Origin of the sequence: Streptomyces sp. Ru72 (assembly GCF_002920635.1) — a bacterium.
GTDB lineage: Bacteria > Actinomycetota > Actinomycetes > Streptomycetales > Streptomycetaceae > Streptomyces.
The window spans coordinates 96665-113563 of sequence record NZ_PQSR01000011.1; the positions used below are offsets into that span (position 1 = coordinate 96665).

Sequence of the window (16899 nt, forward strand, 5' to 3'; positions counted from 1 at the left end):
CGTTCCACCGGTGGACTCCCGGCCTCGAGCTCGATCATGCCGCCCGCGCCAGAACGGCGCAAAGCCCCCCGCCACTTGAGTGGCGGGGGGCTTCGCGGATGTTCAGACGCCGTACGGCCCGGTGTTACCGGGACTGCTGCGCCGGGACCCCGCGCGAGATCGGCTCGTCCTCGGCCGGCGTGCCGGTCGCGGCGACCGCGGCGCCCGTGAGCGTCGCCAGCATCTCGCGGACGTTGGTGAGCTGGGCGTTGATCGAGTCGCGACGGTTCGTCAGGGCCGCGAGCTCGCGCTCGGATTCGGAGCGGATGCGGTCGGCCTTGGCGTTCGCGTCCGCGACGATGTCCTCGGCCTGGCGCTGGGCCGTCTCCACCGTCTGGCGGGCACGACGGTCGGCGTCCGTACGCAGCTTCTCCGCCTCCAGGCGCAGCTGCTCGGCGCGGTGCTCGATCTCCGCGAGGCGCTTCTCCGCCTTGGCCTGACGCGAGGCGAGGTCGCGCTCGGACTGCTCACGCCGCTTGGCGAGGTTCGTCTCGAAGTCGGCGGCGGCCTGAGCGGCCTTGGCGCGGGTCTCCTCGAAGAGGGCGTCCGCCTCCTCGCGCTTGGACTGGGCGTCCTTCTGCGCCTCGGCGCGCAGCTGGGCCGCGTCGCTCTTGGCCTTCTCGACGATCCGGAGGCCCTCGTCCTCCGCCTTCGCCTTGCGGTCGGCGGCGAACGACTCCGCGTCGTTGCGCACCTGCTGGGCGGCCGACTCGGCGAGTTCGCGGTGCTGCTCGGCGGCGCGACGGGCCTCCTCGCGCAGGTCCTTGGCCTCTTCCTCGGCGAGGCGGAGGATCTTCTCGACGCGCGCGCCGAGACCCGCGTAGGACGGCTCCGCGTCGCTGACGGCGGCCTGGGCGTTCTGCGTCTCGAGGTGGAGCTCCTCGATGCGCTTCTCCAGGGCGGTGATGCGCGCGAGAGCACTGTCACGGTCGGAGACGAGCTTGGAGATCCGTTCGTCCACCTGAGCGCGGTCGTACCCACGCCGCACAAGCTCGAAGCCGTAGGGGGAAGTGTCGCTCATGGGGTTCCTGTCGAATGAGACCGGTGAGGTGATAGGGGAATCCTAGGGCGCAAAGCGGCGTGTCATCGAGCGGATGCGTGTTTGATCTGGAGAATGACACTCCTTTTGGGTGGCTGAGCCGCCGGGGGGCTTGCCAGGACCTGTGCACGGCGCCCCGGCAAGCATAGAACCCCGCTTCTGGCTAGCCTTCTGACGCCTTGCCACCCGAACGAGGTGCACCCACGGTGGCACCCGCCTTGACACCGGAGTCCTTGCCGGCGGACGGCGCCTCGAAGGACTCGAGCGCCTCCAGGACGTCCTGCACACGGGAGATCTCCGCGTTGATGTCCTCCCGCCGGCGCACCAAAATCTCCAGCTCCCGCTTGCCCTCCTCGACGGCCTTGCGGGCCTCACGGATCGCCTCCGCCTTGATCTGCTCGGCCTCGGCGACCAGCGTGGCCTTCTTCTGCTCGGCCTCCTTCAGCAGCCCCTCGGCCTTCTTGACGGCGGCGATACGGACCTTGCCCGCTTCGGAGTTGGCCTCCGACAGCAGCTCCTTCGCCTGCGCCTTGGCCTTCTCGAGCTGCTCCTCGGCGGCCTTGACCAGTGCGTCGCACCGCTCGCCCGCCGACTTCATCGCCTCGGCCGACTCGCGCCGCGCCCGCTCGTGCAGCTCCTCGATCTCGGCGGTGATGCGCTCGCGCAGCTCCTGAGCGCGCTCCCGGATCTGGGTGGCGTCCCGACGCGCGCCGACGAGGAGTTCGTCCGCGTCCGCCCGGGCCCGCTCCACCAGGGTGTTGCCCTCGACCGTCGCCTCGGAGACCAGACGGTCGGCCTCCGCGCGGGCGGCACCCACCATCGTGTCGGCCTGCGCCTCGGCGTCCGCGGTCGTCTTGTGGGCCGTCTGCTGGGCCTCCGTGAGGAGCTTGTCGGCCTCGGCGGCGGTCTCCGTGATGAGCTTGTCCACCTGCTCGGCCGCCTCGGAACGCCGCTTGTTGGCGTCCTTGCGGGCCTCGTCCAGGGTGCGCTCGGCCTCCTCGCGGGCCGCCGTCGTGATCCGCTCGGCCTCCGCTTCCGCGTCCGCCTTGACCCTCTCCGACTCGGTGCGGATCCGCTCGGCGTGCGCCTGCGCGGAGCCCACCGTCTCGGCGGCCTCGGCGCGCAGCCGCTCCGCCTCGTCGGTGGCGTCCGACAGCAGCTTCTCCGCCTTGGCCACGGACTCCGCGCGCACCCGCTCGGCCTCGGCGGCGGTCTCCGTGGTGAGCCGCTCGGCCTCCGCGCGCGCCTCGGTGATGAGGGTGTCCGCCTGCGTGGCCGCGTCCGACCGGATCCGGTTGGCGTCCTCGCGCGCCTCCGCACGGGTGCGCGCCGCAGCATGGTCGGCCTCGGCGAGAGCGTCCGACGCCTCGGTCCGCACCCGCTGCGCGTGCTCGGTGGCGTCCGTACGGAGCCGCTCCGCCTCGGCGATCGCCTCCGAAACCGTCCGCTCCGCCAGCGACTTGGCGGCCTCCGACTCCTCGGCGGCCTGCCGCCGGATGCGGTTCGCGTCCTCGGTGGCCCGCTCGCGCTCCGCGTAGGCGTCGGAGCGGACCCGGTCGGCCTCCTCCTGCGCCTCGGTGCGCGTACGCTCCGCCGCGTGCTCGGCGGCCGAGCGCAGGCCGGTGATCTCCTCCTGCGCCTGCTCGTGCAGCCCGGCCACGGAGTCCCGCACCTGCTGGGCGTGCTGTTCGGCCGCCGACACCATCTCGGTGGCGCGCCGGTCGGCCTCCTCCACCAGCCGTACGGCCTCCGCCTGGGCCTCCTCGACCCGGGCGCGCGCGACTGCCAGCAGCTCCTCGCTCTGCTCCCGGGCGCGCTCGCGCTCCTGGTCGGCCTCCTGGCGGGCGGCACCGAGGAGTTCCTCGGCCTCCCTGCGGCGCCGGGCGGCCTCCTCCTGAGCGGCGGCCAGCGTCTCGGAGGCCTCCGTGCTCAGCCGCTCGGCCGCGGCCTGCGCCTCCGCGCGGACCCGGTCGGCGGTGTCCTGCGCCTCCGACTTCAGCCGCTCGGCCTCGGCCGCCGCCTCCGAGCGCAGGCGGACGGCGATGGCCTCGCCCTCCGCGCGCGAGGCCGACGCGTCCGAGGCGGCCTCCGTGCGCAGCCGCTCGGCCTCGGCCTCGGCCTGCGCCTGCAGCGTACGAATGCGCTCGGAGGACTCCGTGCGCAGCCGGTCGGTCTCCTCGACGGCCTCCCGACGGATCCGCTCCGCCTCCGCACGGGCGTCGGAGAGGGCCTGCTCGGCGGAGGCGAGCCGCTGCTCGGCCTCCGACTGCAGGCGGGCCAGTTCCTCGGCGGCCTCCGCGCGGCGGGCCTCCACGGCCCGCTCGCTCTCCTCGCGCAGGGCGCGCGCGACCTTCTCGGCCTCCTCCTTGATCGCCTCCGCCAGCTCGACGGCCTCGGCGCGCTGGGTCTCGGCCTCCTTGCGGGTGCGCTCCAGGGCTTCCTCGGCCTGGCGGCGCAGCATCGAGGCGCGTTCGATGGCCTCGGTGCGGACCTTCTCGCTGTCGGCGGTGGCGGTGGTGCGCAGCTCGTCCGCGTCGGCCTTCGCCTTGGAGAGCAGCTCCTCGGCGGTCTTGGCCGCCTCCTCGATCTGCTGGACGGCCTCTCGGCGCGCCTCGGCGCGGATCTTCTCGCCCTCGGCGACCGCCTCGGCGCGCAACTGCTCGGCCTCGCCGCGCAGCCGGCGGGCCTCCTCCTGCAGCTCGACCGTCTTGGCGCGGTACTCCTTGGTGTCGTCCTTGGCGGCGCCCTTGAGCTGCTCGGCGATGTCGTGCGCCTCGGCGCGCAGCCGGTCCGCCTCGGCCTCGGCCTCCTTGCGGATCCGGTCGGCCTCCTCGGCGGCGGCCTTCGTGGTCGCCGCGGCGTCCTGAGACGCCTTGTTGAGGACCTCCTCGGCCGTACGGGCCGCCTTGCCGAGCTGGGAGGCGGTCTCCTCGGCCGTGATCGTGCGGGCCTTCTCGGCGGCCTCCGCGACGATCTTCTCGGCCTCGGCGCGCGCGTCCGCGACGACCTGCTCGGCCTCGGCCTTGGTGGCCTCCGCCTCCTTGGTGGCCTCGCTGACCAGCCGGGCGACCTGCTCCTTGGCGGTACGGGTGCGCTGCTCGCCCTCCGTCTCGGCGGTCGAAAGGGCCTTGGCGGCGGCCTCCTTGGCCTCCGCGACGACCTTGTCGGCCTGGGCACGCGCCTCGCGCAGCGCGGCCTCCGCCTCGGCCATCCGCTGCTCGGCGGCCCGGCTCAGCTCGGACGCCTGCCGGCGGGCGGCCTCCGACTCGCTGGCGGAGGAGGAGCGCAGCTGCTCGGCGTGGTCGGTGGCCTCCTGGGCCTGGGTGGAGGCGGCGTTCAGCAGCCGCTCGGCGTCCGCGCGGGCGCGGCGCAGGATCTGGTCGGCCTCCGCACGGGCGGACTCGGCGTCGCTCTGCAGCCGCTGCCGGGCCTCGGCGACCAGCCGCTCGGCCTCGGCGCGGGCGGCGGCGAGGGCCTGCTCGGCCTCGGTGCGGGACTCCTCGACCAGGCGGCGGGCCTGTGCCTCGGAGCGGGCGCGCAGCTGCTCCGCCCAGGCCACGTTCTCGTTGACGTGCGACTCGACGGTCGCCCGGCGCTCGGCCAGCTCCTGGTCGAGCTGCTGGCGGCGGGCGACCGCCTCCGCGTGCAGCTCCGCCTGGAGGCGGGCGGCCTGCTCGGCGTGCTCCTGGAGGATGCGCTGGGTCTGCGCGCGGGCCTGGCTCAGCTCCCGCTCGGCCTCCGCCCGCAGCTGGTCCGCCTGCATCTGGGCGGTGCGCAGCATCTGCTCGGCCTGGTAGCCGATGTCGGCCCCGTCGTACGCGGGACGGGACATGATGGTGCGGCGCGCCTCGTGCAGCTTGGCGCGCAGCACCTCGACCTGGTAGCCGAGGTCCTCGGCGTGCTGGATCGCCTTTTCCCGCTCGGTCTTCAGCCGCTCCATCTCGGCCTCGAACCGAGAGAGGTGGTCGACGTCAGCCGCCGGCTCTCGCTCCTGGCGTTCGTAGCCCCGCACTGCGCGGTCCCATCCGTCCCCTGGTCGCAAGTCTCTCCAAACGAGCTCCGTCCATCCGCCGAACGGGGCCCCCGGGGAATGGTGTCAGATCAACGGCGGAGCATGGGCTGCTGCCCCGGCGCTCGTCCCCCGAAACCCGGACCCCGGCACGTCCCGCCGGTGTCACGGCGGGACCCGGTCGCCCTGGTGGAGCGGCGACCGCCCCCAACCCTACCGGCCCCTATGTACGGGAGTCAGTGCTCAGGTGTCTCAACGGCCGCCGATGTGACCAGTTCTGTGAGAACGCCGTGGCAGTCCTTGGGGTGCAGGAAGGTGATCCGCGAGCCCATGGAGCCGCGCCGCGGCTCGTCGTACAGCACCCGCACGCCCTTGTCCCTGATCTCGGCGGAGTCGCCGTCCACGTCCGCCGTGCCGAAGGCGATGTGGTGCACGCCCTCGCCGTTCTTCGCGAGCCACTTGGCGACGGTGGAGTCCTCGCGGATGGGTTCCAGCAGTTGCAGGTAGGAGGCGCCGCCGTCGCCCGTGTCGTTGATCTTCAGCATGGCCTCGCGGACACCCTGTTCCTCGTTGACCTCGGTGTGGAACACGGAGAAGCCGTACGTCGAGGTGTAGAACTCGACGGTCTTCTCGAGGTCGAAACAGGCGATTCCGATGTGGTCGATTCGCGTCAGCATGGATTCAGTGCAGCGCTCCTCGTGTGGTTACGCAACGTGCGCGCGATCACACTGACAGCCCGGTGACGGCTTGCCCTACCGCTCAGTACATTCGAAGTAAACCCTCGTTCACTCCTCGGCTGTGCAGGCCGGAAGGGGATCGCAGCTCATGTCTGGAACGAACAGCACGACCAGCGTCATCGTCGCGGGTGCGCGCACCCCGATGGGACGGCTGCTCGGCTCGCTGAAGTCCTTCTCCGGAGCCGACCTCGGCGGCTTCGCGATCAAGGCCGCCCTCGACCGTGCGGGGATCGGTGGCGACCAGGTGCAGTACGTCATCATGGGCCAGGTGCTCCAGGCCGGGGCCGGTCAGATCCCGGCACGTCAGGCCGCGGTCAAGGCGGGCATCCCGATGAGCGTCCCGGCCCTGACGATCAACAAGGTGTGTCTGTCGGGCCTCGACGCGATCGCGCTCGCGGACCAGCTGATCCGTGCGGGTGAGTTCGACGTGATCGTCGCGGGCGGCCAGGAGTCCATGACCAACGCCCCCCACCTGCTGCCGAAGTCCCGGGAGGGCTTCAAGTACGGCGCGGTCCAGATGCTGGACGCGATGGCGTACGACGGGCTGACCGACTCCTTCGACGGCATCGCCATGGGCGAGTCCACCGAGAAGCACAACACCCGCCTCGGCATCGGCCGCCAGGAGCAGGACGAGATCGCCGCCCTGTCCCACCAGCGGGCCGCCGCCGCCCAGAAGAACGGCGTCTTCGAGGCGGAGATCACCCCCGTGGAGATCCCGCAGCGCAAGGGCGAGCCGGTCCTCTTCGCCAAGGACGAGGGCATCCGCGGCGACACCACGGCGGAGTCGCTGGGCAAGCTGCGGCCGGCGTTCAGCAAGGACGGCACGATCACGGCCGGTTCCTCCTCGCAGATCTCGGACGGTGCGGCGGCCGTGGTCGTGATGAGCAAGGCCAAGGCTCAGGAGCTGGGCCTGGACTGGATCGCGGAGATCGGCGCCCACGGCAACGTGGCGGGGCCGGACAACTCCCTGCAGTCGCAGCCGTCGAACGCGATCCTGCACGCCCTGAAGAAGGAGGGCCTGGAGGTCGCCGACCTCGACCTGATCGAGATCAACGAGGCCTTCGCGGCGGTCGCCGTGCAGTCAATGAAGGACCTTGGGGTTTCCTCCGAAAAGGTGAATGTCAATGGCGGTGCCATTGCTCTGGGTCACCCGATCGGGATGTCCGGCGCCCGGCTCGTCCTGCACCTCGCCCTGGAGCTGAAGCGGCGCGGCGGCGGCGTGGGCGCGGCGGCGCTGTGCGGGGGCGGCGGCCAGGGTGACGCGCTGATCGTGCGGGTACCCAAGGCCTGAGCACTCTCGAACCGACCTCTTTGCGTGAACACGTGAACGGAGCTGTGATGCAGGACGTCTCCTCGCTGGTGGCCCAGGCCAGGGAAGGCCGGCCGCGGGCCGTGGCCCGGCTGATCTCCCTGGTGGAGGGGGCGTCCCCGCAGCTCAGGGAGGTCATGGCGGCGCTGGCCCCGCTGACCGGCAACGCATACGTGGTGGGCCTCACGGGGTCGCCGGGCGTCGGCAAGTCCACGTCCACGTCGGCGCTGGTGACCGCGTACCGCAAGCAGGGCAAGCGGGTCGGCGTGCTCGCCGTCGACCCGTCCTCGCCCTTCTCGGGCGGCGCCCTGCTCGGCGACCGGGTGCGGATGTCGGAGCACGCCTCGGACCCCGGCGTCTACATCCGCTCGATGGCCACCCGCGGCCACCTGGGGGGTCTGGCGTGGGCGGCTCCGCAGGCGATCCGGGTCCTGGACGCGGCGGGCTGCGACGTGATCCTGGTGGAGACGGTCGGCGTAGGCCAGTCGGAGGTGGAGATCGCCTCCCAGGCGGACACCTCGGTCGTCCTGCTGGCCCCGGGTATGGGCGACGGCATCCAGGCCGCGAAGGCGGGCATCCTCGAGATCGGCGACGTGTACGTCGTCAACAAGGCCGACCGGGACGGCGCGGACGCCACCGCGCGTGAGCTGAACCACATGCTGGGCCTGGGCGAGTCGCGGGCTCCCGGCGACTGGCGCCCGCCGATCGTGAAGACGGTCGCGGCCCGTGCCGAGGGCGTCGACGAGGTCGTGGAGGCGCTGGAGAAGCACCGGGCGTGGATGGAGGAGCGGGGCGTCCTGGCGGAGCGCCGGCTCTCCCGCGCGGCCCACGAGGTCGAGACGATCGCCGTGACGGCCCTGAGGGAACGCATCGGCGACCTCCACGGGGACCGCCGCCTGAGCGCCCTGGCGGAGCGGATCGTGGCGGGGGAGCTGGACCCGTACCGGGCGGCGGACGAACTGGTGGCGGGGCTGACGCAGGGCTGACGGGAAAGTGTGTGGTCCGTACGCGGGTGTGTTGATACGTTGATCCGCATGTTCCGCCTCTTGGCCTAGGGCCCGCCCAGGACCGCGATCGACGAGCAGCAGTGGCTGTGGTCGTCGCGGCACTCCGGCGTCCCTTCATCGCCTCGAGCCGAGGAACTCTCCGCGTGTCCACGCCTCCTTCCGCTGCTTCCGTGCGGCCCTCCTACGCCGCCGTTCTCCGTGCCCCGCGCGTCCGCCGCACTCTCGCCGCCTCCCTGGTCGCGCGGCTGTCGTACGGGACGGCTCCCCTCTCCGTGATGCTCGCCGTGACCAGGGCCAGCGGGTCGTACGCCGTGGCCGGGACGGTCCTGGCGCTGTTCGGGGCCACGACGGTCCTGCTGTCACCGCTGAGGGCGGCCTTCGTCGACCGCTACGGGCCCCGGCGGGCGCTCCTGACGATGGCCCTGCTCTACGCCTGCGTCCTGTGCCTGCTCGCGGTGGTCACCCGGCGGCCCGGCGCCCCGGCGCTGCTGCTGGGCGCCCTGGGCGCCGCCGCCGGGGTCTTTCCGCCGCCGCTCGGGCCCACCGTACGGGCCGTGTGGAGCGCCCTGTTCGACGACCGCCGGCTGGTGCAGCGGGCGTACGGCCTGGATGCCGTGGTCGAGGAGCTGACGTTCGTCGCGGGCCCGCTGCTGGTCGGCGCGGCGGTCCGGTATGCGCCACCGGCGGCCGGAGTGGCGCTGAGCGCGCTGTTGGTGACGGCCGGGACGATCGCCTTCGTCACCTCCCCGGGGGTGGCGCGTGTGCGGCCGCCCGCGGGGACACCGGCGCGCCTGATGCACGGGCAGCTGCGGGGTGTGCGGGGACTGGCGCAGCCGGTGCTCGTGGCCGCGGGCGCCGGGCTTGCCGTCGGCGCGCTGGACCTCCTGGTCATGGCGTTCGCCGAGCAGCGAGGGTACGGCGACGACGTGGTGGCCTGGGTGCTCGCGGCACTGTCCGCGGGCAGCGCGGTGGGCGGGCTGCTGAACGGGGCGGTGGAGTGGCGGGGGAGCGCTCGGGTGCGCCTGTCGCTGCTGGGCGCGGGTCTGGGGCTGGCGGTGGCGGCGGCGGGGCTCGCTCCGGGCCTCGGCGTCCTCACGGCGACGGTGATCTGCGCGGGCCTGTTCATCGCCCCGGCCCTGACGACGTCGTACCTGCTCGCGGACGAGTCGTCCCCTGCTGACTTCCGCACCCAGGCGGGTGCCTGGGTGAACATGGCCGTGAACGGCGGCATCTCGGCCGGCTCGGCAGCGGTAGGGGCGTTGTTGGGGCATCTGCCGCTGGGGTGGTGCTTCGCGGTGCCGGGGGCGGTCACAGTGGCTGCCGCGGGTTTGGCCGCCGGTGGCTGTCCCCGCGCCCCAAGGGGCGCGGGGAGCTGCGCGACCGGCCGCAACGGGCCCGCGGGCGAGCACTGACGGGCGCCCCCTACGGCTCCACGCGGGGCCGGCGGAGTGCTACGGCTTGCCCCGCTGCCCCCGCAGGTGTTCCGCGATGGGTCGCAGGGACTTGTGGAGGTGTTCCAGGTCGTCCGCGGGCAGCAGGTCGATGAAGTGCCGCCGCACGGACGCCACGTGGTGCGGCGCGACCTTCTGCATCGTCTCCAGGCCGTGGTCCGTGAGGACCGCGTACAGACCCCGGCGGTCGGACTCGCAGTTCTCCCGGCGTACCAGGTCCGCGTTCTCCATACGAGTGATCTGGTGCGAGAGGCGGCTCTTGGACTGGAGGGTGGCGGACGCGAGGTCGCTCATCCGCATTCGCAGGCCCTCCGACTCCGAGAGGTTCACCAGGATCTCGTAGTCGTTCATCGTCAGGCCGAACGGCTGCAGATCCTTTTCCAGCTGGTAGGTCAGCAGCTTGTTGACCTCCAGGTGGGTGCGCCAAGCACACTGTTCCGCATCCGTCAGCCAGCGCGTGGCCGTCTCGATCTCCATGAATGAAGTCTACCTAAAAGGTTGAAAGGCGAACTAGTGAGGGTGGTGTGACTGTGCGCACGCGTTCGACGTCACACTCCGCAGACTACCGCTCACAGCCCGAAGCGACGCTGGAGGTCCCCCAGCTGTCCGGGAAGACGCGGTGTCCCCGGCTGTCCCTGATGGCCGGGTACCCCACCGCCGCCGGGTACGCCGGGCTCGTGCGGGACCACTCCCGTGTCCTGCTCGGCCATGAGCGTCTCCGAGGACTGCAGCAGCACCGTGCCCGCCCCGACGAACTCGAACTGGTGCTCCTCCCCGGAGGCCCCGCCGAGCCCCGTCATCGCACGTAGACCGCCCCATACGCCCGTCAGGTACCCATGGTCGTAGTGGTGGCACGGCGACGGGCAGTCGGCCCAGCCGACCAGTGCCTGCGGGTCCACCCGGATCGGGGGTTCCATGAACACCACCGGACCGTTGGACGCGGCCACGAACTTCCCGGTTCCGATGAGCGTGAGGAAGCCCGGAATGATCGACTGCTTCAGCGAGAGACTTGGCTGAAAAGCGAGCAGGTTGCCGGAGCGAATGGTCAGATTGCCGTCCTCGAGGTCGTACGAGTTCACGTCGAAGGCCCGGTCGGCGAGCAGCATCTTGCCGGAGCCCTCCGCCACCACCCAGTCGCTCGCGTGCAGTGGCGAATGGAACGACGTACGGACGAGACGGTCCAGACGGCCGTGCCCGATGCCGTTGAACTCCATCGAGCCGTAGTAGGCGATCATCTTGCCCTTCTGCAGGAACCACTGGCTCCCCTTGAGCTCCACGCAGAAGGTGTACTTGTCGACGTTGTCGTCGGCCGGCAGCGTCATCGGGTCGTACACGACGGGCCCCGCGCCCGGGTAGGTGGTCACAGCTTCTCCTCCGACGCCTGCACGTACACCACACCACTGCCGCTCAGCTCCAGCTGGAACGCCTCGCCGGAGCCGCGGCCCACCATGTCGCGCCAGCCGAGCGCCGTGGACAGCTTGTTGCGCACGTCGCCGTGGTGGGCGACATACGCCTGCGGGTCGACGTGGACCGGGCGCTGCGGGGTGATCGGCACCTCGAAGACGCCTCCGTGCGCCATGACGGCGACCGCGCCGTGCCCGGTCAGGGTCGTCGTGAACAGGCCCTGGCCGGTGACCTGGCCCCGCACCAGCCCCATGACGCCCCCCTGGGAGCCCATGAACATCGTGCCCTGCTGGAGGGTGCCCTCGAAGGCGAGCAGCCGGTCCGCCTCGACGTACAGCGTGTCGCCGGTCAGGTTGATCACCTGGATGTGGTGGCCGCCGTGCCCGAACAGCACCGTGCCGCTGCCCTCGACCGTCATCAGCGGCGTCGCCTCGCCCGCGATGCGGCGGCCGATCATCGACATGACCCCGCCCTGGCCGCCCTGGATGTTGGGGGTGAAGGCGACGTCGCCCTTGTAGGCGAGCATCGCGCCCCGCTGGCTGAACAGCCGCTGCCCGGGGATCACCGTCGCCTCGATCATCTTGGAGTTCACTTCTCGGAAGCCCATGTCAGAGGTCCCCCGCGATCGTGTTGCGCTCGCTGGGCTGCACGTACACCAGTCCGTCCCCCTCGAAGCGGATCTGGAAGGCCTCGCCGCCGCCCTCGCCCATGAATGTGCGGAACGTCACGCCCGACTGGAACGACTGCCGCAGGTTCCCCTGGTGCGCCACGTACGCGCCCGGGTCGACGGTCAGCGGGTACTGCGCACTGACCCGCAGCACCACCGCCGGGCCGTCCGACATGATCGCCGCCTGGCCGTGGCCCTCGACCGTCGTCGTGAACAGGCCGTTGCCCTGCGAGGCGCCCCGCAGGCCGGTGAACGTCGTGCCCGTGCGCAGGCCGGCGTCCGTCGCGAGGAGGTTGCTCGACTCGACGTACAGCTTGTCCCCCTGGAGGCTGACGAGGTTGATCTCGGAGGCCCGGTCCGCGAACCAGCACGTCCCGTGCCCCTTCACCTCCATCACGGTCATCTGCTCGCCGGTGAGCCGCCGGGTCACCATTCCCCGGATCCCCTCACCGCCGCCGGTGAGCTTCTTGAAGGTCATCTGGCCGTCGTACGCGACCATGGAGCCGTTCTTCGCCTTCACGCCGTCCCCGGTCATGTCGACGGCCAGCACCTTGCTGCCTTGGAGTCGGAACATCGCCACGGAGCGAAGGTAACGGCCGCGCGGGTGCGGCGGACAGAGCCCGAAGGTGGATCCGCACCCCGAGCCGCCCCTTAGAGGGGTCCAGCGGTCGGGTAAGGGATGAGTCGGCGTGTCGCCGACACCCCGTACCCCCGTGCCGGGGCCGCCGCTTCCCGGATGTCACAATGGGCGGGCGCTTGTGCGTGCGTTCACAAAGCGCCCGCCCTTCCGGACGAACCTCCCACCGAAGGTGACCCGTGGACATAAAGACCGCCACCGCCCTCCGCCGGCTCCGCCTGGTCTCGGCCCCAGAGGCCGTCTCGTTCCTGCTGCTGCTCGTCTGCTCGGTACTGAAGCGCACCACCGACTTCAACGCCGTGCCCGTGATGGGCTCGATCCACGGTGTCCTGTTCATCCTGTACGTGATCTTCTGGGCGGACGCCTGGAACCGCACCAAGTGGCCGTTGAAGACCGCCGCCGTCTACTTCGTCCTCTCCGTGCTGCCGACCGGCGGCTTCTTCGCCGAGCGCAAGCTGCGCCGCGAGGCCGAGGACGCCGTCATCGCGGCTCGCGCCCGCAAGGAAGGGGTCGTGAACGCGTGATCGTCGCCTTCTCCGTGACGCCGCTGGGCGTCGGCGAGGACGTGGGGGAGTACGTCGCCGACGCCGTCCGGGTCGTACGGGAATCCGGTCTGCCCAACCGCACCGACGCCATGTTCACCTCGATCGAGGGGGAGTGGGACGAGGTGATGGACGTGGTGAAGCGTGCCGTCGCTGTGGTCGAGGAGCGGGCGCCGCGGGTCTCCCTGGTCCTCAAGGCGGACATCCGCCCGGGCGTGACGGACGGCCTCACCTCCAAGGTGGAGACGGTGGAGAGGCACCTGACCGGAGGGTGAGGCGCCGCCCGGCGAGGTAAGGGCCCGCAACTCCGAACCCCGGCCCCCAGGGGCCGGGGCATTTCTTTGCGCGCACGTTTGAGCGGTCGCTCAAATCTGCTGTACTGTCGAGGCAACCTGCTTGAGCGACTGCTCAAAAAGGACGACGACCAGGGGATCAGGGGGATCCGCATGGGGCTCTACGTGGAGGAACACATACGGGTCGCCCTCGACGACCTGTGGGAACGCACCCAGGACCCCGCGCAGCACCGGCGCTGGGATCTCCGTTTCACCGAGATCGACCACCTGCCCTGCGCGGAGGGCGAACCCCGGCGCTTCCGGTACGCCACGCGGGTCCTGCCCTTCCTGACGGTGTCCGCCACCGGCGTGTCGGCGGGGGAGAAGACGCGACCGGACGGCACCCGCACCTCCGCGCTGCGGTTCTCCTCGCCGCACCCGCTGTCGCTGATCGCCGAGGGGAGCGGCTACTGGCGATACGTCCCCGACGGCGACGGCGTCCGCTTCCTGACCGGGTACGACTACCGGCCGCGCTGGGGTGCCTTCGGCTCCCTGGCCGACCGGCTGGTCTTCCGGCCCCTGATGGGGTGGGCGACGGCCTGGTCGTTCGACCGCCTGCGCCTGTGGCTGGAGCGGGGGGTCGCACCGGAGCGCGCGCTCGTGAACTGGCTGGTGGAACTGGCGGCCCGCGCGCTGATCGTCACGGCCGCCGGCACGGGCCTCGCCCTGGGCTCCTCCTCCGACCTGTTCGGCCCCTTCACGTCGGCGACTGCCTTTCTGTGCCCACTGCTGCTGGTGGTCGCCATCTCGCTGGCCCTGTTCAAGGCGCCCCTGCCCCGCACCCCGGCCGCCCGTCGCTGTCTGCGCACCCCGCCCACGCGCGTGAGCGCACCCCGCCTCCTCACCACCCTGGAACGGCCGTGACGACCTCGATCTTCCAGACGGCGATGGGCGCGGACTTCGGGCGGCTGCACCCGGAGCTGCGGCGCCGCTTCTCCGTGGGGCTGGTGAACGGCGAGGCGTGCACGGGGCGCGGTGTCATGGACCGCGTCTGGCACGACAGGGGTCTGGTGAAGCCGTTCCTCGTGCTGGGCGGCACGCGGAACATCCTCGTCCCGCGCCAGGGGCAGAACGTTCCCTTCGTCATCGAGAACGTCCCGTACACCGACACCTTCGGCCGTGAGACGGTGTCGTTCGTGCGTACCTTCGACCTCCCGGGCCGGGCCCGCCGCTTCGACGCGCAGATGGTGCTGAGCCCGAAGGGCGACCGTGTTCTGGACTATCTCGGCACCCATCAGCATCTGGCGAGCGAGTTGCACTTCTCGGCGGAGCCGGATGGGTCACTGCTGATCCGCTCCGGCGAGCACCGCTTCCGGGAGGGGCCGGTGGACGTGCGCGTGCCGGACGTCATCGGCGGGCAGGCGGAGGTCCGGGAGTCGTTCGACGAGTCGACCGGACGGTTCCGGATCCGGGTGCGGGTGGCGAACCGGTACGTCGGCCCGTTGTTCGGCTATGAGGGGTCGTTCACGGTGTCGTACGCGGACGTCGGTGCGTGCGGGGTGCGGCCGGGGCTGCGGCCGGCGCGGGAGGAGGCGCGGGCGTGAGCGAGGCGACGAAGATCAAGCTGCTCCAGGGGGCACTGCGCACGCTCACGGAGCAGGGGATCGCGAAGACGTCAGCGCGGACGATCGCGGCGGCCGCCGGTGTCAACCAGGCCCTCGTCTTCTATCACTTCGGCTCGGTGGACGAGCTGCTCGCGGCCGCGTGCCGGTACGGCACGGAACAGCGGGTGGCGCGCTACCGGGAACGCCTCGACGGTATCGGCTCGCTCGGTGAGCTCCTCGCGTTCGGCCGGGAGATGCACGAGGAGGAGAAGACGGCCGGGTACGTGGCGGTGCTCGGCCAGCTGCTGGCGGGGGCGCAGACGCATCCCCGCCTCGCGCCGGCGACGGCCGCGGGACTCGACCTGTGGATCGTGGAGATCGAGCGGGTGCTGGAACGGGTGCTCGGGGGGACACCGCTCGGCGAGTTCGCCGACGCCAAGGGGCTCGCGCGGGCCGTGTCGGCGTCCTTCGTGGGGATCGAGCTGTACGAGGGCGTGGACGCGGAAGGGGCGAGCGCGGCGCTCGGCGCCCTGGACCAGCTGGCCCTTGTCGTGGCGGCGCTGGAGGATCTGGGCCCGGTGGCTCAGCGGGCGGTCCGCCACACGCTGCGCCGGGCGTCGCGCACCCGGGGCTCCCGCCCCGAGGGGTCCTCGCTCAGCTCCCCTGCTCGACGTACTCCTTGAAGTGCTCCAGATCGCTGCGCACCAGTCGTTCGATGGCGCTCGCCTGGGCGAAGCCCTTCGGGCCGCCGAACGTCTCCCTGACCGCACCGGGGTCGTATGCGAGCCGCGCCTGTACCCGGGTGTGGTCCCTGTCGATCGACTGCAGTGAGAAGGAGCACTTCAGCTCGGGCTCGCCCGTGGTGCGCCACTCCATCACGCGTTCCCCGCCGCGGTCGGAGACCTCCGCCTCGATCTCCCGGGACCGGCCGCCCGCCTCGACGTCCAGATGCGCCCGGCCGCCCGACTCCGTGCGGGCGTCCCGCAGTCCGTCCACGAAGCGCGGATAGTTCTCCACCCGGTGCAGGCTCTCCCAGGCCGTGTCGATGGGGACTCCCACATCCACGTGTTCTTCGAGGGTGCTCATGGCTGACCTCCGGGTTCGGTTCGTCCCCCCTCCTGCCTTCTGCTTCCAGTGTGCGCCCGGCGACAGCCCGTGGACCGAAAAGCGAGACGGGGCTGACCAGCATGTGACCGGCCGGTAAGGTCGATGGCGTGCCGAAGCCCCTCAGTCTGTCCTTCGATCCCATCGCCCGCGCCGACGAGCACTGGAAGCAGCGGTGGGGAAACGTGCCGTCCATGACCGCGATCACCTCGATCATGCGGGCGCAGCAGATCCTGCTCGCGGAGGTCGACGCGGTCGTGAAACCGTACGGACTGACCTTCGCGCGGTACGAGGCGCTGGTGCTGCTCACCTTCTCCAAGGCGGGCGAGCTGCCCATGTCCAAGATCGGCGAGCGGCTGATGGTGCACCCCACGTCGGTCACCAACACCGTGGACCGCCTGGTCAGGTCCGGCCTGGTCGCCAAGCGGCCCAACCCCAACGACGGCCGCGGCACCCTCGCCTCCATCACCGACAAGGGCCGCGAGGTCTGCGACGCGGCCACCCGGGACCTGATGGCGATGGACTTCGGGCTCGGCTGCTACGACGCGGAGGAGTGTGCCGAGATCTTCGCGATGCTGCGTCCGCTGCGCATCGCCGCGGGGGACTTCAAGGAGGACTGACCGGTGGTCGTGCGGCGCCGGGGGTGCCGGAAGATCGACGCAAACCGGCCGTTACGCTCGTAGCCATGAAAAAGAGCGTGCTGACCCGCTACCGCGTGATGGCCTACGTCACCGGTGTGCTGCTGGTCCTGCTGACCCTCGGTGTCATCGCCAAGTACATCCTCGACGTGAACGGCGCCGCCGACTTCACCCGCGTCATCGGCATCGCCCACGGCTGGCTGTACGTCATCTACCTGGTCTTCGCCTTCGACCTGGGCTCGAAGGCGAAGTGGCCGGTCGGCAAGCAGCTGTGGGTCCTGCTCGCGGGGACGATCCCGACGGCCGCCTTCTTCGTGGAGCGCAAGGTCACCCACGAGCTCGAGTCGAAGATCGCGGAGGACGCTCCCGCGGTCGCGAAGGCGTAGCGGACACCGCCGTACGGAAGCCGTACGGCGGTCTGCCGTCGACATTTACTTGGA

Annotated in this window: 18 protein-coding genes; 10 read left to right on the plus strand and 8 right to left on the minus strand. The window is 71.4% G+C overall.

The window, feature by feature from the left end; translation table 11 throughout:
• Window positions 1-124 precede the first annotated feature (124 nt).
• From C3488_RS08060 to mce, 3 genes are all read right to left on the minus strand, one after another.
• Entirely contained in the window at window positions 125-1060 is a 936-nt protein-coding gene (locus tag C3488_RS08060; RefSeq protein WP_103838626.1) for a cellulose-binding protein, read from the minus strand.
• A gap of 181 nt (window positions 1061-1241) precedes the next feature.
• Entirely contained in the window at window positions 1242-5090 is a 3849-nt protein-coding gene (scy, locus tag C3488_RS08065) for a polarized growth protein Scy (RefSeq protein ID WP_103838627.1), read from the minus strand.
• A 233-nt stretch (window positions 5091-5323) separates the two neighbouring features.
• Entirely contained in the window at window positions 5324-5764 is a 441-nt protein-coding gene (gene mce, locus C3488_RS08070; RefSeq protein ID WP_103838628.1) for a methylmalonyl-CoA epimerase, read from the minus strand.
• A gap of 148 nt (window positions 5765-5912) precedes the next feature.
• On the opposite strand from mce, the gene C3488_RS08075 reads away from it, so the two are divergent.
• The 3 genes from C3488_RS08075 (at window position 5913) to C3488_RS08085 (ending at window position 9552) form a co-directional block, all read left to right on the plus strand.
• Complete coding sequence (locus tag C3488_RS08075; protein WP_103838629.1) at window positions 5913-7115, plus strand: acetyl-CoA C-acetyltransferase; 1203 nt, start codon at window positions 5913-5915, stop codon at window positions 7113-7115.
• A 47-nt stretch (window positions 7116-7162) separates the two neighbouring features.
• The gene (gene meaB / locus C3488_RS08080) at window positions 7163-8119 is read left to right on the plus strand and encodes a methylmalonyl Co-A mutase-associated GTPase MeaB (RefSeq protein WP_103838630.1); all 957 of its coding nucleotides are present in this window, start codon (window positions 7163-7165) and stop codon (window positions 8117-8119) included.
• A gap of 164 nt (window positions 8120-8283) precedes the next feature.
• Entirely contained in the window at window positions 8284-9552 is a 1269-nt protein-coding gene (locus C3488_RS08085) for an MFS transporter (RefSeq protein ID WP_107528742.1), read from the plus strand.
• Between the two features lie 39 nt (window positions 9553-9591).
• Here C3488_RS08085 and C3488_RS08090 read toward each other — a convergent pair whose 3' ends face one another.
• The 4 genes from C3488_RS08090 to C3488_RS08105 all read right to left on the minus strand — a co-directional run bounded on the left by C3488_RS08090 (window position 9592) and on the right by C3488_RS08105 (window position 12236).
• Window positions 9592-10068 carry a MarR family winged helix-turn-helix transcriptional regulator gene (locus tag C3488_RS08090; RefSeq protein ID WP_103838631.1) on the minus strand — a complete coding sequence of 159 codons (477 nt, stop codon included), beginning with the start codon at window positions 10066-10068 and terminating at the stop codon, window positions 9592-9594.
• Window positions 10069-10160: 92 nt separating this feature from the next.
• Window positions 10161-10955, minus strand: a complete 795-nt coding sequence (locus C3488_RS08095; protein WP_103838632.1) for an AIM24 family protein — start codon at window positions 10953-10955, stop codon at window positions 10161-10163.
• A complete protein-coding gene (locus C3488_RS08100; protein ID WP_103838633.1) occupies window positions 10952-11602 on the minus strand; it encodes an AIM24 family protein in 651 nt (216 codons plus the stop codon). The genes C3488_RS08095 and C3488_RS08100 overlap by 4 nt, the downstream gene beginning before the upstream one ends.
• A 1-nt stretch (window position 11603) precedes the next feature.
• Complete coding sequence (locus tag C3488_RS08105; RefSeq protein WP_103838657.1) at window positions 11604-12236, minus strand: AIM24 family protein; 633 nt, start codon at window positions 12234-12236, stop codon at window positions 11604-11606.
• Between the two features lie 242 nt (window positions 12237-12478).
• Between C3488_RS08105 and C3488_RS08110 the strand changes: the two genes are divergently transcribed.
• The 5 genes from C3488_RS08110 (at window position 12479) to C3488_RS08130 (ending at window position 15400) form a co-directional block, all read left to right on the plus strand.
• The gene (locus tag C3488_RS08110) at window positions 12479-12823 is read left to right on the plus strand and encodes a DUF3817 domain-containing protein (RefSeq protein WP_103838634.1); all 345 of its coding nucleotides are present in this window, start codon (window positions 12479-12481) and stop codon (window positions 12821-12823) included.
• Window positions 12820-13116, plus strand: a complete 297-nt coding sequence (locus C3488_RS08115) for an MTH1187 family thiamine-binding protein (RefSeq protein WP_103838635.1) — start codon at window positions 12820-12822, stop codon at window positions 13114-13116. The genes C3488_RS08110 and C3488_RS08115 overlap by 4 nt, the downstream gene beginning before the upstream one ends.
• 171 nt (window positions 13117-13287) lie before the next feature.
• Window positions 13288-14037 carry a hypothetical protein gene (locus C3488_RS08120; RefSeq protein ID WP_103838636.1) on the plus strand — a complete coding sequence of 250 codons (750 nt, stop codon included), beginning with the start codon at window positions 13288-13290 and terminating at the stop codon, window positions 14035-14037.
• A gap of 23 nt (window positions 14038-14060) precedes the next feature.
• On the plus strand, window positions 14061-14717 hold the full coding sequence (locus C3488_RS08125; protein WP_103838658.1) for a DUF4166 domain-containing protein: 657 nt from the start codon (window positions 14061-14063) through the stop codon (window positions 14715-14717).
• The gene (locus C3488_RS08130; RefSeq protein WP_103838659.1) at window positions 14714-15400 is read left to right on the plus strand and encodes a TetR/AcrR family transcriptional regulator; all 687 of its coding nucleotides are present in this window, start codon (window positions 14714-14716) and stop codon (window positions 15398-15400) included. The genes C3488_RS08125 and C3488_RS08130 overlap by 4 nt, the downstream gene beginning before the upstream one ends.
• Here the strand turns inward: C3488_RS08130 and C3488_RS08135 are convergent.
• Window positions 15372-15803, minus strand: coding sequence for an SRPBCC family protein (locus C3488_RS08135; protein WP_103838637.1), 432 nt, complete (start codon window positions 15801-15803; stop codon window positions 15372-15374). The genes C3488_RS08130 and C3488_RS08135 overlap by 29 nt on opposite strands.
• A gap of 128 nt (window positions 15804-15931) precedes the next feature.
• Here C3488_RS08135 and C3488_RS08140 point away from each other — a divergent pair, with 128 nt between their 5' ends.
• Together C3488_RS08140 and C3488_RS08145 are read left to right on the plus strand one after the other, a co-directional pair.
• Entirely contained in the window at window positions 15932-16441 is a 510-nt protein-coding gene (locus C3488_RS08140; RefSeq protein WP_103838638.1) for a MarR family winged helix-turn-helix transcriptional regulator, read from the plus strand.
• A 65-nt stretch (window positions 16442-16506) separates the two neighbouring features.
• A complete protein-coding gene (locus tag C3488_RS08145; RefSeq protein WP_103838639.1) occupies window positions 16507-16845 on the plus strand; it encodes a DUF3817 domain-containing protein in 339 nt (112 codons plus the stop codon).
• The last annotated feature ends 54 nt before the right edge of the window (window positions 16846-16899 follow it).

What these genes read in the sequence shown, in the direction of transcription:
- C3488_RS08100 (WP_103838633.1), bottom strand. Translation starts at nt 11,602, where the DNA reads ATGGGCTTCCGAGAAGTGAACTCCAAGATGATCGAGGCGACGGTGATC.
- mce (WP_103838628.1), bottom strand. Translation starts at nt 5,764, where the DNA reads ATGCTGACGCGAATCGACCACATCGGAATCGCCTGTTTCGACCTCGAG.
- C3488_RS08135 (WP_103838637.1), bottom strand. Translation starts at nt 15,803, where the DNA reads ATGAGCACCCTCGAAGAACACGTGGATGTGGGAGTCCCCATCGACACG.
- C3488_RS08145 (WP_103838639.1), top strand. Translation starts at nt 16,507, where the DNA reads ATGAAAAAGAGCGTGCTGACCCGCTACCGCGTGATGGCCTACGTCACC.
- meaB (WP_103838630.1), top strand. Translation starts at nt 7,163, where the DNA reads ATGCAGGACGTCTCCTCGCTGGTGGCCCAGGCCAGGGAAGGCCGGCCG.
- C3488_RS08125 (WP_103838658.1), top strand. Translation starts at nt 14,061, where the DNA reads ATGGGCGCGGACTTCGGGCGGCTGCACCCGGAGCTGCGGCGCCGCTTC.
- C3488_RS08075 (WP_103838629.1), top strand. Translation starts at nt 5,913, where the DNA reads ATGTCTGGAACGAACAGCACGACCAGCGTCATCGTCGCGGGTGCGCGC.
- C3488_RS08120 (WP_103838636.1), top strand. Translation starts at nt 13,288, where the DNA reads ATGGGGCTCTACGTGGAGGAACACATACGGGTCGCCCTCGACGACCTG.
- C3488_RS08060 (WP_103838626.1), bottom strand. Translation starts at nt 1,060, where the DNA reads ATGAGCGACACTTCCCCCTACGGCTTCGAGCTTGTGCGGCGTGGGTAC.
- C3488_RS08090 (WP_103838631.1), bottom strand. Translation starts at nt 10,068, where the DNA reads ATGGAGATCGAGACGGCCACGCGCTGGCTGACGGATGCGGAACAGTGT.
- C3488_RS08105 (WP_103838657.1), bottom strand. Translation starts at nt 12,236, where the DNA reads ATGTTCCGACTCCAAGGCAGCAAGGTGCTGGCCGTCGACATGACCGGG.